The sequence below is a fragment of the Mycobacterium sp. DL99 genome, assembly GCF_004762045.1.
Classification (GTDB): domain Bacteria; phylum Actinomycetota; class Actinomycetes; order Mycobacteriales; family Mycobacteriaceae; genus Mycobacterium.
The window spans coordinates 3,659,529-3,674,254 of sequence record NZ_SJOM01000007.1 but is presented as its reverse complement, the minus strand read 5'-3'; the positions used below and the strand labels follow the sequence as shown (position 1 = coordinate 3,674,254).

The following is a 14,726-nucleotide window of genomic DNA, read 5'->3' as shown; positions in this document are numbered from 1 at the left end:
GTGCCGGCGGGGTTGTCGTCCCAGCCCCAGTAGGTGGCGGTGATGCGGTCGCGTAGCGCGGTGTCGGTGAGGGTGGGTTGTGCGTGTTCGGCGAAGCCGGGTTGGTTGTCCCAGTCCCAGTGGCCGGCGGTGAGGTGGGTCAGGGTGAGTCCGATGTAGGCGATCAGTGCGCGGATGACGGGGCGGTCGTCGTCGGTGAAGACGTCGTCGGGTTCGTGGAACAGGGTGGTGATGACGTGTTCGAGTGCGCGCAGTGATTGGGCCGAGTAGTCCAGGGCGACCCCGTAGGGTTCGGCCAGCCCGGCCAGTCCCGCTACCGCGGGCGAGATCCCGTCATCCCATTCATCAGCCAACTTCTGACGATCCACCTGGCAACCTTCTGTAGCAATTGTTGTATCCGAGGCACGAGCTTTCCGCCGGCGAAGACTGCGCACCGTACAGCGGTTGACCGGGGCAGCTGAATATGCGAAAAGGCTACGTCGGCAAACAGTCCTGAGGCGGCGAGATTGATCCGTTCACAAGCGTAACGGCATTCATCGGACGTCTCGCGCGCTAATTTGATTTGGCTGCCCAGCGGTCGTAGTAGCCGCGGGCTTTGGGTTGGCCTTTGGTGATGCCGAGGCGGAACAGCCTGAATGGATTCGCGGCGTTTCTGTCGTCGTTGGTTTGCACTCGATACGCGGCGAGGGCGGGGTCGCCGGGATCGGTGAGGTAGTCGACGTAGACCCAGCGTGAGGGTCGGTTGCGGCGCAGTATTTCGCCGAGGTACCAGCAGGCGCCTGCGAGTAGGTCGGTGTTGGCGGGGTCGTTGATGCCGGCGGGGTTGTCGTCCCAGCCCCAGTAGGTGGCGGTGATGCGGTCGCGTAGCGCGGTGTCGGTGAGGGTGGGTTGTGCGTGTTCGGCGAAGCCGGGTTGGTTGTCCCAGTCCCAGGGTCCGGCGGTGAGGTGGGTCAGGGTGAGTCCGATCCCGCTACCGCGGCCGAGATCCCGTCATCCCATTCATCAGCCAACTTCTGACGATCCACGTCGTAATCGTCTCCGATCTCGGCTGAGTTCGTTGTCGCAGGTTCAGTCTGAGCCGGTGGAAACGGATTCGAAGCCTGATCAGGCCATCGCCTATGATCGCCGGGTGGCTGAGCAGCCCAGTGATCTCTCAGAAGAAGCCCTGACCAAAGCCGTCAGCGCGGCCCGGCATGCCTTTGAGCTGGCCGGTGACCTTGACGCGCTCGCGCGCGCCAAGACCGAGCACCTCGGCGATCGTGCCCCGATCGCCCTGGCACGCCAGGCGTTGGCGACCCTGCCGAAGGCTGACCGCGCCGACGCCGGCAAACGGGTCAACATTGCCCGCGGCGAGGCCCAGCGTGCGTACGACGAGCGGCTGGACGCGTTGCGCGCCGAGCGCGACGCCGCGGTGCTGGTCGCCGAGCGCATCGATGTGACGTTGCCCTCGACGCGCCAGCCGGTGGGCGCCCGGCACCCGATCACGATCCTGGCCGAGAACGTCGCCGACACCTTCGTCGCGATGGGCTGGGAGCTGGCCGAGGGGCCCGAGGTCGAGACCGAGCAGTTCAACTTCGACGCCCTGAACTTCCCGCCCGATCACCCGGCCCGCAGCGAGCAGGACACGTTCCAGATCGCCCCGGACGGCTCACGTCAGGTGTTGCGTACCCACACCTCGCCGGTGCAGATCCGGGCGCTGCTGGAACGCGACCTGCCCGTCTATGTCGTTTCGATCGGGCGGACCTTCCGCACCGACGAACTCGATTCAACCCACACGCCGGTGTTCCACCAGGTGGAGGGGCTGGCGGTGGACAAGGGCCTGACCATGGCGAATCTGCGCGGCACGCTGGACGCGTTCGCGCGGTCCCAGTTCGGGCCGGAGGGACGCACCCGGTTCCGTCCGCACTTCTTCCCGTTCACCGAGCCGTCCGCCGAGGTCGACATCTGGTTCCCGGGCAAGAAGGGCGGCCCCGGCTGGGTCGAATGGGGCGGCTGCGGCATGGTCAACCCGAATGTGTTGCGCGCCTGCGGTATCGACCCCGACGTCTACTCCGGATTTGCCTTCGGCATGGGATTGGAGCGAACCCTGCAGTTCCGCAACGGAATTCCTGACATGCGCGACATGGTCGAGGGCGATGTCCGGTTCTCGCTGCCGTTCGGGGTCGGTGCCTGATGCGGATTCCTTTCAGCTGGCTGCGTGAGGCCGTTCGTGCCGGCGCGCCGGATTGGGATGCGTCGGTCGAGGAACTCGAGCAGACGTTCATCCGGATCGGACACGAGGTCGAGGAGATCATCCCGATCGGCCCGGTGAGCGGACCGCTGACCGTCGGCCGGGTTGCCGAGATCGAGGAACTCACGGAGTTCAAGAAACCGATCCGGGCCTGCAAGGTTGATGTCGGTATCCAGAATGTGGACGGCGAGCATCGCGACATCGTCTGCGGGGCGACGAATTTCGCGGTCGGCGACCTGGTGGTGGTGGCGCTTCCGGGAACCGTATTGCCCGGCGACTTCACCATCGCCACCCGCAAGACCTACGGCCGGGTTTCCGACGGCATGATCTGCTCGGCATCAGAGATGAACCTGGGCGTCGACCAGTCAGGCATCCTGGTGCTGCCCGAGGGCACCGCCGATCCGGGTACCCCGGCGGCGGAGATCCTTGGTCTGGACGACGTGGTGTTCCACCTGGCCATCACGCCGGATCGCGGTTACTGCCTGTCGGTGCGAGGTCTGGCTCGCGAGATCGCGTGCGCCGATGATCTGGACTTCGTCGATCTGGCCGACGTACCGCCGTTGCCCGCCGAGGGTGAGGCCTGGCCGCTGACCGTCGAGCCCGGAACGGGCGTGCAGCGTTTCGGGCTGCGCCCGGTCACCGGCATCGATCCGGCGGCAGTGACGCCGTGGTGGATGCAGCGACGGCTGATGCTCAGCGGCATCCGTGCCATCTCGCCGGCCGTCGACGTGACCAACTACGTCATGCTCGAAATCGGCCACCCGATGCACGCCCACGACAGCAGCCTGATCACCGGCGGTTTCGCGGTGCGCTTCGCCCGTGACGGCGAAAAGGTCGTCACCCTCGACGATGTCGAGCGCACCTTGAACTCGGCCGACGTGTTGATCGTCGACGACGTCGCGACCGCCGCGATCGGCGGCGTAATGGGCGCGGGCACCACTGAGGTACGTGATACCACCACTGATGTGCTGCTGGAAGCCGCAGTGTGGGATCCGGCCGCGGTGTCACGCACGCAGCGCCGCCTGCATCTGGCCAGTGAGGCCGGCCGCCGTTACGAGAGGTCGGTTGACCCGGCCATTTCGGTTGCCGCACTGGATCGTTGCGCGACCCTGCTGGCCGAGATCGCCGGCGGTACCGTCGCGCCGACGCTCACCGACTGGCGCGCGGACGGGCGCACCGACTGGTCTCAGCCGGCCATCGAGATCCCGGCCGACCTGCCGGACCGCACCGCGGGCGTCGAATATGCCGCGGGCACCACGGCACGGCGGCTCACGCAGATCGGCGCTGTTGTAACCGGGACCGATCCGCTCACCGTGACCCCGCCGAGCTGGCGACCCGACATGCGTCAGCGTGCCGACCTCGTCGAGGAAGTGCTGCGGCTGGAGGGCCTGGAGTCCATCCCGTCGGTGCTGCCGACAGCACCGGCCGGGCGTGGCCTGACCGCGGTGCAGAAGCGGCGCCGGGCCATCGGAAAGTCACTGGCGCTGGCCGGATTCGTCGAGGTCCTGCCCACACCGTTCCTGCCTACCGGCGTGTTCGACACGTGGGGCCTGGCCACCGACGACCCTCGACGCAACACCACCAAGGTGCTCAACCCGCTGGAGGCCGACCGGCCGCAGCTGGCCACCACGCTGCTGCCCGGATTGCTGGAAGCGCTGGGCCGCAACGTATCCCGTGGCGCAGCCGATGTCGCGCTGTTCGCGATCCAGCAGGTGGTGCATCCCACGGCCGAGACCCGGTCCGTCGAACGCATCCCGAACGACCGCAGGCCCACCGACGAGGAGATCGCCGGGCTGGACGCCTCCTTGCCGCATCAGCCACAGCATGTCGCTGCGGTGCTCGCCGGGCTGCGGGAGCCTGCCGGACCGTGGGGCCAGGGACGTCCGGTGGAGGCCTCCGACGCTTTCGAGGCGGTACGGGTGATCGGCCGGGCGGCCGGGGTGGAATTCACCCTGCGCGCCGCCCAGGAGCTGCCGTGGCATCCGGGCCGCTGTGCCGAGGTGGTCGTCGGCGACACGGTGGTGGGTTACGCCGGCCAGCTGCATCCGGCGGTCGTCGAGCGGGCGGGCCTGCCAAAGGGCTCGTGCGCCGTCGAACTCGACCTCGATGCCGTGCCGATCGTCGAGGTGCTGCCCGCGCCGTCCGTGTCACCGTTCCCCGCGGTGTTCCAGGACATCAGTGTGGTGGTCGGTGACGAGGTGGCCGCGGCCGCCGTCGTCGACGCCGTCCGTGACGGGGCCGGCGAGCTGCTCGAGGATGTCCGGCTGTTCGACGTCTACACCGGCCCGCAGATCGGGGAGGGCCGCAAGTCCCTGACCCTGGCGCTGCGGTTCCGGGCTGCCGACCGGACCCTGACCGAGGACGAGGCCAGCGCCGCCCGCGACGCCGCCGTCGCGGTCGCCGGCGAGCGGGTCGGCGCCGTCCTGCGCGGCTGATTTCATTCTGCTCGGCGCAACAACTCGACGCCGTCACCGCGCAGGTGCGGAAGCGCAGCCGATTCACGTCCGGTCGCGAGCAGGAGCAGCGCCGAGACGGGCCCCTCGATGAGCGGCCCGGCCCCAGCAGCCCAGCCGGTGTCGACCGCGCATAACCGGTACGGAGCCAGCCTCGTGGTGGCCCGGAACGGGAACCGCGGATTCCAAACCCGTTCGAGTGCCAGCTGTGCTGCCTCAGTGGGCATTTCGTGGTGAAGGTTCAGTGGTACCGCGATGTCCTGGCCGTGCACGAGAAGGTCCATCAGCCGATCGGTTGCTGTGGTGCCGACGGCGGTGAAGCGCGACCCGATCGTGTTGCGCATCTCGTTGAGCAGCTGACGGTCGTCGCTCTTCGTGGCATGGCGAATCGCGGTAGTGCACACCATGCGGTCGAGGCTGCCGCGAGCGCGCAACAGGTTGACCAGAATTCGACCGACATTGGCCTGGGTCGACAGCGTCACGTGGGCCACCACGTCTCGGACCTGCCATCTGTCGCACAGGCTGGCGTGGCGCCATTGCGATGCGCTGAGCTGTTCGAGTAGTTGCAGCAGGCTGCGTCGTTCTGCGTCGACGGCGCGCCAGATGTCCTCGGTGTGCATGCGGCTTACGCTAGGAACTCCAGTCGGGTGGAGGTTCAAGGCACTGTGACGCACGGCACAAGCATCGGTGAGTTGTCGCGGCTCACCGGCGTATCGGTGCGGACGATCCGTTACTACTGCGATGAAGGCCTGCTGGACGCACGTCGGAGTTCCGGTGGCCACCGCGTTTTCGAGGCCTCGGCGGTCGAGTCGCTCACCCTGGTCAGACGGTTGCGGGCGGCTGGTCTCGGCCTGAACGCCATCGGCGACATCCTGGCCCGCCGGGTATCGATCGGTGACGCCGTGGCGGTCGAGCGACGAGCCGTCGACGCGGAGTTGGCCGGCCTGGCGAGGCGTCGGGCCTCGTTGGAGGCGTTGTCCACCGCGCAGGGGGGACGTCGTGGACACGACGTTCTCGTCGAGTTCTGGCGGCGATTGTTCGCAGGGGCGACGTCGGCGGACGTATTCGACGGGTTCGTGGAGATGACCGTGCCGCGACCACCGGGGGAGGCAAGCCCGGCGCGTGTTGTCGCGTACGCAGAACTTGTGGCCCTCGCCCGGCAACCGGCATTCGGCGCGGTGATGGCCAGGCAACTGTGGCGGTTCGAACCGGGTCGCATCAGCGATCGTCGGGGGCTCGTGATCGGCGTCGCGGAGGCTTGTGACATGGCCTTACTGCTCGTGCACTCCGGACGGCCGCCGTCGGGTGGGCCGGCTGTCGACAGATTCGTCGACGCCCATGCCCGGGCCCGCCAGGATGCTGACACGCCCCCGTTTCGGCGTGCGCTCATCGCAAACGCGGGCGCCGACACCGATCCCGATGTCCGTCGGTACTGGGATCTTTTCAGTGAGATCGCAGGTGAGACGACTACGGTGGGTTCCATCCAGCGCTGGCTTTACGACGGGCTCCGCCTCGGCGCCGCATAGCCAATTAATGAATTTGCATCTGCATGCATAACAATGCAGAATTGCGGTATGACTTCGATAGCGGTGGCCGGCGCCAGCGGCTACGCCGGCGGAGAGATCCTGCGATTGCTGCTCGGGCATCCGGCCTACGCTGACGGCCGGTTGACCATCGGGGCGTTGACCGCGGCCTCCAGTGCCGGGACGACGGTGGCTGAGCATCACCCGCACCTGCTGCCGTTGGCCTCCCGTGTCCTGGAGCCCACCACCGCCGAGGTGCTGGCCGGTCATGACGTGGTGTTCCTCGGGCTGCCGCACGGTCATTCCGCTGCGCTCGCCGAGCAGCTCGGTCCCGACACCCTGATCATCGACTGCGGTGCAGACTTCCGGCTGACCGACGCCGCCGACTGGGAGAAGTTCTACGGTTCACCGCACGCCGGCAGCTGGCCCTACGGGCTGCCCGAGCTGCCCGGCGCCCGGGACCGGCTCAAGGACACCAAGCGCATCGCGGTGCCGGGTTGCTATCCGACCGCCGCACTGCTGGCGCTCCTGCCCGCCGTGGCCGGCGATCTCGTCGAACCGGCCGTCACTGTCGTAGCCGTCAGCGGCACTTCGGGTGCGGGCAAGTCCGCCAAGGTGGACCTGCTGGGTTCCGAGGTGATCGGCTCGGCACGTGCCTACAACATCGCCGGCAAGCACCGGCACACCCCGGAAATCGCCCAGGGACTGCGGTCGGTGACCGACAAGGACGTCACCGTCTCGTTCACCCCGGTGCTGATCCCCACCTCCCGCGGCATCCTGGCCACCTGCACCGCCCGCACCGAGGCATCGGAGGCCGAGGTCCGGGCCGCTTACGAAAAGGCTTACGACGCAGAGCCGTTCATCTACCTCCTGCCGGAGGGGCAGCTGCCCAAGACCGGGTCGGTGATCGGCAGCAACGCCGCGCAGGTCGCGGTCGCCGTCGACGAGCAGGCGAAGACACTGGTGGCCATCGCCGCCATCGACAACCTCACCAAGGGAACCGGCGGCGCTGCGGTGCAGTCGATGAATCTGGCACTGGGCTGGCCCGAAACCGAAGGACTTTCGATCGTGGGAGTGGCACCTTGACCGAGTCAACGCAAACCGGGACGGCCCAGGCCGCCAAGCTGATCCGTACCCAGGGCGTGACCGCCCCGGCAGGTTTCCGGGCCGCCGGAATCGCCGCCGGTATCAAGGCATCCGGCGCACCGGACCTGGCCCTGGTATTCAACGAGGGACCGGACTACGCGGCAGCTGGGGTGTTCACCCGCAACAAGATCAAGGCCGCGCCCGTGAAGTGGTCACAGCAGGTGCTCACCACCGGGCGGCTGCGCGCGGTGGTGCTGAACTCGGGCGGCGCCAACGCCTGCACCGGCCCGCTGGGCTTCCAGGACACCCACGCCACCGCCGAGGCCGTCGCCACCGCGCTGAGCGACTGGGGCACCGAGACCGGCGCCATCGAGGTCGCGGTGTGCTCGACGGGCCTGATCGGTGACCGGTTGCCGATGGACAAGGTGCTGGCCGGCGTCACCGAGATAGTGCACGAGGTCGCCGGTGGACTGACCGGCGGAGACGACGCCGCGCGGGCCATCATGACCACCGACACCGTGCCGAAACAGGTTGCGCTGCACCATGCGGTGGAATCGGGGGAGAACTGGACCCTCGGCGGGATGGCCAAGGGTGCCGGCATGCTGGCGCCGTCACTGGCCACCATGCTGGTGGTGCTGACCACCGATGCCGTCGCGGATTCCGCGGCACTGGACACCGCGCTCAAGCGGGCCGCGGCGCTGACCTTCGACCGGCTTGACGTTGACGGCAGCTGCTCGACCAACGACACCGTGCTGCTCCTCGCGTCGGGCGCCAGTGAGATCGCGCCGAGCCAGGACGATCTCAACGAGGCCGTGTTGCGGGTCTGCGACGACCTGTGCGCGCAGCTGCAGGCCGATGCCGAGGGCGTCACCAAGCGGGTTGTCATTACCGTGACCGGCGCCGACACCGAGGACGACGCGCTCGTCGCGGCACGCGTCATCGCTCGCGACAGCCTGGTCAAGACCGCACTGTTCGGCTCCGACCCGAACTGGGGCCGGGTCCTGGCCGCGGTCGGTATCGCCCCGGTCAAGCTGGATCCCGAACGGATCAGCGTGTCGTTCAACGGTTCTCCGGTGTGCATCGACGGGGCCGGCGCCCCGGGTGCCCGTGAGGTCGACCTGTCCGACGAGGACATCATCGTCGTCGTGGACCTGGCCGTGGGCTCGCATGAGGCATCGATCAGGACCACCGACCTGTCACACGCCTACGTCGAAGAGAACTCGGCCTACAGCTCATGAGCCAGGCCATCGAGCGGGGCGTCAAGGCCCAGGTGCTCGCCTCGGCGCTGCCGTGGCTCAAACAACTGCACGGCAAGATCGTCGTCGTCAAGTACGGCGGCAACGCGATGACCGACGACACCCTCAAGGCGGCCTTCGCCGCCGACATGGTGTTCCTGCGCAACTGCGGCATCCATCCCGTGGTGGTGCACGGCGGCGGGCCGCAGATCAGCGCGATGCTCAAGAAGCTCGGCATCCCAGGCGATTTCAAGGGCGGCTTCCGGGTGACCACTCCCGAGGTCCTCGATGTGGCGCGCATGGTGCTGTTCGGTCAGGTGGGCCGCGAGCTGGTCAACCTGATCAACGCCCACGGCCCCTACGCGGTGGGTCTCACCGGTGAGGACGCGCATCTGTTCACCGCGGTGCGGCGCAGCGTCACCGTGGACGGGGTGGCCACCGACATCGGGCTGGTCGGCGACGTCGAACACGTCAACGCCGACTCGCTGCTGGATCTCATTGCCGCGGGCCGGATTCCGGTGGTCTCGACCATCGGTCCCGATGCCGACGGGGTGGTGCACAACATCAACGCCGACACCGCGGCCGCGGCGCTGGCTGAGGCGCTGGGCGCGGAGAAGCTGGTGATGCTCACCGATGTGGAGGGCCTCTACACCGACTGGCCCGACCGCTCCTCGCTGGTCACCGAGATCGACACCGCGGCACTGACACAACTGCTGCCGTCACTGGAATCGGGCATGGTGCCCAAGATCGAGGCCTGCCTGCGGGCGGTGGCCGGCGGCGTGCCGAGTGCGCACGTGATCGACGGCCGCGTCGAACACTGCGTGCTGGTCGAGCTTTTCACCGATGAAGGAACTGGAACCAAGGTGGTGGCGAAGTGAGCCTGCAGGACCGCTGGGAAGCGGTGATGATGAACAACTACGGCACCCCGCCGTTGGCTCTGGCCAGCGGAGAAGGCGTCGTGGTGACCGACACCGACGGCAAGTCCTATCTGGACCTGCTCGGCGGTATCGCGGTCAACCTGCTCGGGCACCGCCACCCCGCGGTCATCGAGGCCGTCACCACCCAGCTCAACACGCTGGGGCACACGTCCAACCTGTACGCCACCGAGCCGGGCATCGCGCTGGCCGAGGCGCTGGTCGGGCATCTGGGAACTCAGGCCCGGGTGTTCTTCTGCAACTCGGGCACCGAGGCCAACGAGGTCGCCTTCAAGATCACCCGGCTCACCGGCAAGACGAATATCGTTGCCGCCCAAGGTGCCTTCCACGGCCGCACGATGGGGTCGCTGGCGCTGACCGGCCAGCCCACCAAGCAGGCCCCGTTCGAGCCGTTGCCGGGCAACGTCACCCATGTGCCCTATGGCGACGTGGAAGCCCTTGCCGCCGCGGTCGATTCGCACACCGCCGCGGTGTTCCTGGAACCGATCATGGGGGAGGGCGGCGTCGTCGTCCCACCCGCCGGATACCTGGCTGCCGCCCGGGACATCACCACGAAGAACGGCGCGCTACTCATCCTCGACGAGGTGCAGACCGGCGTCGGGCGCACCGGCGCGTTCTACGCCCATCAGCACGACGGCATCACCCCCGACGTGGTGACCCTGGCCAAGGGGCTGGGCGGCGGACTGCCGATCGGTGCCTGCCTGGCCATCGGTGCCGCCGGAGATCTGCTGACCCCGGGCCTGCACGGCAGCACCTTCGGCGGCAACCCGGTGTGCACCGCGGCCGCACTGGGCGTACTCAAGGCACTGGCGGACGGGGACCTGATCGCCCGCGCCGGGGTGCTCGGCAAGACCCTGAGCCACGGCATCGAGGAGCTGGGCCATCCGTTGGTCGATCACGTGCGCGGAAAGGGTCTGCTGCAAGGCGTGGTGCTGACCGCGCCGAGCGCCAAGGCTGTCGAGGCCGCCGCCCGCGACGCCGGCTTCCTGGTCAACGCCCCGGCCGCCGACGTGATCCGGCTGGCGCCGCCCCTGATCATCACCGAACCGCAGATCGAGACCTTCCTGACCGCTCTGCCCGCCGTGCTCGATACCGCTGTGGAGGCTTCCTCATGACCATCCGGCATTTCCTGCGTGACGACGATCTGTCACCCGACGAGCAGGCCGAGGTCCTCGCCCTCGCCGCCGAGCTGAAGAAGGCGCCGTTCTCGCGGCGTCCGTTGGAAGGCCCGCGCGGCGTCGCGGTGATCTTCGAGAAGAACTCGACCCGCACCCGGTTCTCGTTCGAGATGGGTATTGCCCAGCTCGGCGGGCATGCCGTGGTGGTCGACGGCCGCAGCACCCAGCTGGGCCGCGAGGAGACCCTGGAGGACACCGGGGCGGTGCTGTCCCGCTACGTCGACGCCATCGTGTGGCGGACCTTCGCCCAGGAGCGGCTGACCGCCATGGCGTCGGGATCCTCGGTGCCGATCGTTAATGCGCTGTCCGACGAATTCCACCCCTGCCAGGTGCTGGCCGACCTGCAGACGCTGGCCGAGCGCCGGGGCAACCTGGCCGGGCTGCGGATGACATATCTGGGCGACGGGGCCAACAACATGGCGCACTCGCTGATGCTCGGCGGGGTCACGGCGGGCATCAACGTCACGATCGCCGCGCCTGCCGGCTTCGAACCGGATCCGCATTTCGTCGACGCCGCCAAGCGCCGTGCGGCCGAGACCGGGGCGACGGTCTCGCTCACCGACGACGCGAGGGCCGGGTCCGACGGAGCCGACGTGCTCGTCACCGACACCTGGACCTCGATGGGGCAGGAGAACGACGGCCTCGACCGGGTGCGGCCGTTCCGTCCGTTCCAGGTCAACGCCGAACTTCTCAAGCTCGCCGACCCGGCAGCCATTGTGCTGCACTGCCTTCCGGCGCACCGTGGGCACGAGATCACCGACGAGGTGATCGACGGCCCGCAGAGCGCGGTGTTCGACGAGGCCGAGAACCGGTTGCACGCCCAGAAGGCTCTGCTGGTCTGGTTGCTGGAGAACAGGTGAGTGCACCGACGCGTGCCGGCCGCCAGGCCCGCATCATCGCTCTGCTGTCGTCCAGGCAGGTGAGCAGCCAGACCGAACTGGCCGCACTGCTGGGCCAGGAGGGCATCGAGGTCACCCAGGCGACGTTGTCGCGGGACCTGGAGGAACTCGGCGCGGTGAAACTGCGTGGCGTCGACGGCGGCGTCGGAGCGTATGTGGTGCCCGAGGACGGCAGCCCGGTGCGGGGTGTGTCCGGTGGCACCGAGCGGTTGACCCGCTTGTTGGGGGAGTTGCTGGTATCGACCGACGCCAGCGCTAATCTTGCCGTGCTGCGCACCCCGCCCGGGGCCGCGCATTACCTGGCCAGCGCGATCGATCGCGCCGCCCTGCCGTATGTGGTCGGCACCATCGCCGGTGACGACACCATCCTGATGGTGGCGCGCGAACCGATGACGGGGGCCGAACTTGCCAACACCATCGAAAACTTGAAGTAGAGCTCAAAACAAGGAGATTGCTCATGTCCGAACGCGTCATCCTGGCGTACTCCGGAGGTCTGGACACCTCGGTCGCGATCAGCTGGATCGGTAAGGAGACCGGCAAAGAGGTTGTCGCCGTCGCCATCGATCTCGGTCAGGGCGGCGAGGACATGGACGTCGTGCGCCAGCGTGCCCTGGACTGCGGCGCGGTCGAGGCGGTCGTGGTCGACGCCCGTGACGAATTCGCCGACGAATACTGCCTGCCGACCATCAAGGCGAACGCGCTCTACATGGATCGCTACCCGCTCGTGTCGGCCATCAGCCGCCCCCTGATCGTCAAGCACCTGGTCGACGCGGCGCGTGCCCACGGCGGCACCGTCGTCGCGCACGGCTGCACCGGCAAGGGCAACGACCAGGTGCGGTTCGAGGTCGGGTTCGCCTCCCTGGCGCCCGAACTGGACGTCATCGCGCCGGTCCGCGACTACGCCTGGACCCGCGAGAAGGCCATCGCGTTCGCCGAGGAGAACGCCATCCCGATCAACGTCACCAAGCGTTCACCGTTCTCGATCGACCAGAACGTATGGGGCCGCGCGGTGGAGACCGGTTTCCTCGAGGACCTGTGGAACGCGCCGACCAAGGACGTCTACGACTACACCCAGGACCCGACGGTCAACTTCAACGCTCCCGACGAGCTGATCATCAGCTTCGACAAGGGCCGCCCGATCGCGATCGACGGTCGCCCGCTCAGCGTCCTGGAGATCATCCAGGAGCTCAACACCCGGGCCGGCGCTCAGGGCGTGGGCCGGTTGGATGTGGTCGAGGACCGGCTGGTGGGCATCAAGAGCCGCGAGATCTACGAGGCTCCGGGCGCGATGGTGCTGATCACCGCGCACACCGAGCTCGAGCACGTGACGCTGGAGCGTGAGCTGGGCCGGTACAAGCGCGGCGTGGACCAGAAGTGGGGCGAGCTCACCTATGACGGCCTGTGGTTCAGCCCGCTGAAGCGCTCGCTGGAGGCGTTCGTCGAGCACACGCAGCAGCACGTGTCCGGTGACATCCGGCTGGTTCTGCACGCCGGGAGCGTCATCGTCAACGGTCGTCGTTCCGGTGAGTCGCTGTACGACTTCAACCTCGCGACCTACGACGAGGGCGACAGCTTCGACCAGAGCGCGGCCAAGGGCTTCGTGCAGCTGCATGGTCTGTCGTCCAAGATCTCGGCCAAGCGCGACCTGGGCCTCTGATGCCGAGCAGACGTAAAACTGCCCAATTTCCAGTGTTTCTAGGCAGTTTTGCGTCTGCTCGCGGGAAGAAGTGACATGAGCACCAACGACGGAACCACCAACGAGGGCTCGCTGTGGGGCGGCCGGTTCGCCGACGGTCCCTCGGCCGCCCTTGCCGCCCTGAGCAAGTCGACCCACTTCGACTGGGTGTTGGCGCCGTACGACGTCAAGGCGTCCAAGGCGCATGCCCGGGTCTTGCACCGGGCCGGGCTGCTCACCGACGAACAGCGCGACGGGCTGCTCGCCGGCCTGGACAGCCTGGGTTCCGATGTCGCCGACGGCAGTTTCGAGCCGCTGGTGAGCGACGAGGACGTGCACGGTGCGCTGGAGCGCGGGCTGATCGACCGGGTCGGGCCCGATCTGGGTGGCCGGCTGCGTGCCGGCCGCTCCCGCAACGACCAGGTCGCCACGCTGTTCCGGATGTGGCTGCGCGACGCCGTCCGCCGCGTCGCCGACGGTGTGCTCGAAGTGGTCAACGCACTGGCGGTACAGGCCGCAGCGCATCCGACGGCGATCATGCCCGGCAAGACTCACCTGCAGGCCGCCCAGCCGATCCTGCTCGCGCATCATCTGCTGGCCCACGCTCATCCGCTGCTGCGCAATGTCGACCGGCTCGCCGATTTCGACGATCGCACCGCGGTCTCGCCCTACGGCTCGGGGGCGCTGGCCGGCTCTTCGCTCGGCCTGGATCCTGACGCTATCGCCGAGGACCTCGGATTCGCCTCGGCCGCAGACAATTCCGTCGACGCCACCGCGGCTCGGGATTTCGCCGCCGAGGCGGCGTTCGTGTTCGCGCAGATCGGGGTTGACCTGTCCCGGCTCGCCGAGGACATCATCCTGTGGAGCACAACCGAATTCGGGTATGTCACGCTGCACGACTCCTGGTCGACCGGCAGCTCGATCATGCCGCAGAAGAAGAACCCGGACATCGCCGAGTTGGCCCGCGGTAAGTCCGGACGGCTGATCGGTAACCTCACCGGCCTGCTGGCGACGCTCAAGGCGCAGCCGCTGGCCTACAACCGGGACCTGCAGGAGGACAAGGAACCGGTCTTCGACTCGGTAGCTCAGCTGGAGCTGCTGCTGCCGGCGATGGCCGGTCTGGTCGGCACGCTGACCTTTGACGAGGCCAGGATGGCCGCGCTGGCGCCGGCCGGTTACACGCTGGCCACCGATATCGCCGAATGGCTGGTCCGCGAAGGTGTTCCGTTCCGCGTCGCCCACGAGGCCGCGGGTGCCGCGGTGCAGGCCGCCGAGGGGCGCGGCGTCGGGCTCGAGGAGCTCACCGACGACGAATTCGCCGCGATCAACCCGGCGCTCACCGCACAGGTGCGCGAGGTGTTGACCGTTGAGGGTTCGGTGAACGCGCGCAGCGCCCGGGGCGGTACCGCACCCGTTCAGGTCGCCAAGCAGCTCGGCATGGTCCGTGAGACGGCCGAGAGATTGCGCGCCACCCTACGTTGAGGCGCCGAATCGATCGCCGACTTCGCCGCC

General features: G+C 68.1%; 12 protein-coding genes. 11 read left to right on the top strand and 1 reads right to left on the bottom strand.

Annotated features, from left to right (window positions below; all coding sequences use genetic code 11):
- Positions 1 to 1,129 precede the first annotated feature (1,129 nt).
- Both pheS and pheT read left to right on the top strand, forming a co-directional pair.
- Positions 1,130 to 2,173, top strand: a complete 1,044-nt coding sequence (gene pheS, locus EYZ64_RS18090) for a phenylalanine--tRNA ligase subunit alpha (RefSeq protein WP_135455365.1) — start codon at positions 1,130 to 1,132, stop codon at positions 2,171 to 2,173.
- Positions 2,173 to 4,665: a phenylalanine--tRNA ligase subunit beta gene (gene pheT / locus EYZ64_RS18085; protein ID WP_135455363.1), complete on the top strand. Its 2,493-nt coding sequence runs from the start codon at positions 2,173 to 2,175 to the stop codon at positions 4,663 to 4,665. Before pheS ends, pheT begins: the two co-directional genes overlap by 1 nt.
- A 2-nt stretch (positions 4,666 to 4,667) precedes the next feature.
- On the opposite strand, the gene EYZ64_RS18080 is transcribed toward pheT, so the two are convergent.
- Positions 4,668 to 5,303, bottom strand: a complete 636-nt coding sequence (locus tag EYZ64_RS18080) for a maleylpyruvate isomerase family mycothiol-dependent enzyme (protein ID WP_135455361.1) — start codon at positions 5,301 to 5,303, stop codon at positions 4,668 to 4,670.
- Between the two features lie 45 nt (positions 5,304 to 5,348).
- On the opposite strand from EYZ64_RS18080, the gene EYZ64_RS18075 reads away from it, so the two are divergent.
- From EYZ64_RS18075 to argH, 9 genes are all read left to right on the top strand, one after another.
- The gene (locus tag EYZ64_RS18075) at positions 5,349 to 6,209 is read left to right on the top strand and encodes a MerR family transcriptional regulator (protein ID WP_210115527.1); all 861 of its coding nucleotides are present in this window, start codon (positions 5,349 to 5,351) and stop codon (positions 6,207 to 6,209) included.
- 48 nt (positions 6,210 to 6,257) lie between these two features.
- Positions 6,258 to 7,292 (top strand): N-acetyl-gamma-glutamyl-phosphate reductase, encoded by a 1,035-nt coding sequence (gene argC, locus EYZ64_RS18070; protein ID WP_135455357.1) that lies wholly within the window; start codon positions 6,258 to 6,260, stop codon positions 7,290 to 7,292.
- Positions 7,293 to 7,330: 38 nt separating this feature from the next.
- The gene (gene argJ, locus EYZ64_RS18065) at positions 7,331 to 8,530 is read left to right on the top strand and encodes a bifunctional glutamate N-acetyltransferase/amino-acid acetyltransferase ArgJ (RefSeq protein ID WP_502703021.1); all 1,200 of its coding nucleotides are present in this window, start codon (positions 7,331 to 7,333) and stop codon (positions 8,528 to 8,530) included.
- Positions 8,527 to 9,405, top strand: coding sequence for an acetylglutamate kinase (gene argB / locus EYZ64_RS18060; protein WP_135455353.1), 879 nt, complete (start codon positions 8,527 to 8,529; stop codon positions 9,403 to 9,405). Before argJ ends, argB begins: the two co-directional genes overlap by 4 nt.
- On the top strand, positions 9,402 to 10,577 hold the full coding sequence (locus EYZ64_RS18055) for an acetylornithine transaminase (RefSeq protein WP_135455351.1): 1,176 nt from the start codon (positions 9,402 to 9,404) through the stop codon (positions 10,575 to 10,577). Before argB ends, EYZ64_RS18055 begins: the two co-directional genes overlap by 4 nt.
- Complete coding sequence (gene argF / locus EYZ64_RS18050; protein WP_135455348.1) at positions 10,574 to 11,500, top strand: ornithine carbamoyltransferase; 927 nt, start codon at positions 10,574 to 10,576, stop codon at positions 11,498 to 11,500. Before EYZ64_RS18055 ends, argF begins: the two co-directional genes overlap by 4 nt.
- A complete protein-coding gene (locus EYZ64_RS18045) occupies positions 11,479 to 11,973 on the top strand; it encodes an arginine repressor (protein WP_210115668.1) in 495 nt (164 codons plus the stop codon). Before argF ends, EYZ64_RS18045 begins: the two co-directional genes overlap by 22 nt.
- Positions 11,974 to 11,996: 23 nt before the next feature.
- Positions 11,997 to 13,196 carry an argininosuccinate synthase gene (locus EYZ64_RS18040; protein WP_135455344.1) on the top strand — a complete coding sequence of 400 codons (1,200 nt, stop codon included), beginning with the start codon at positions 11,997 to 11,999 and terminating at the stop codon, positions 13,194 to 13,196.
- 75 nt (positions 13,197 to 13,271) lie between these two features.
- Positions 13,272 to 14,696: an argininosuccinate lyase gene (gene argH / locus EYZ64_RS18035; protein ID WP_135455342.1), complete on the top strand. Its 1,425-nt coding sequence runs from the start codon at positions 13,272 to 13,274 to the stop codon at positions 14,694 to 14,696.
- The last annotated feature ends 30 nt before the right edge of the window (positions 14,697 to 14,726 follow it).

Bases quoted from the DNA above. Each gene is read 5' to 3' on its own strand.
- pheT (WP_135455363.1), top strand. From the start codon at position 2,173: ATGCGGATTCCTTTCAGCTGGCTGCGTGAGGCCGTTCGTGCCGGCGCG.
- argC (WP_135455357.1), top strand. From the start codon at position 6,258: ATGACTTCGATAGCGGTGGCCGGCGCCAGCGGCTACGCCGGCGGAGAG.
- argF (WP_135455348.1), top strand. From the start codon at position 10,574: ATGACCATCCGGCATTTCCTGCGTGACGACGATCTGTCACCCGACGAG.
- EYZ64_RS18080 (WP_135455361.1), bottom strand. From the start codon at position 5,303: ATGCACACCGAGGACATCTGGCGCGCCGTCGACGCAGAACGACGCAGC.
- argB (WP_135455353.1), top strand. From the start codon at position 8,527: ATGAGCCAGGCCATCGAGCGGGGCGTCAAGGCCCAGGTGCTCGCCTCG.
- EYZ64_RS18040 (WP_135455344.1), top strand. From the start codon at position 11,997: ATGTCCGAACGCGTCATCCTGGCGTACTCCGGAGGTCTGGACACCTCG.
- argH (WP_135455342.1), top strand. From the start codon at position 13,272: ATGAGCACCAACGACGGAACCACCAACGAGGGCTCGCTGTGGGGCGGC.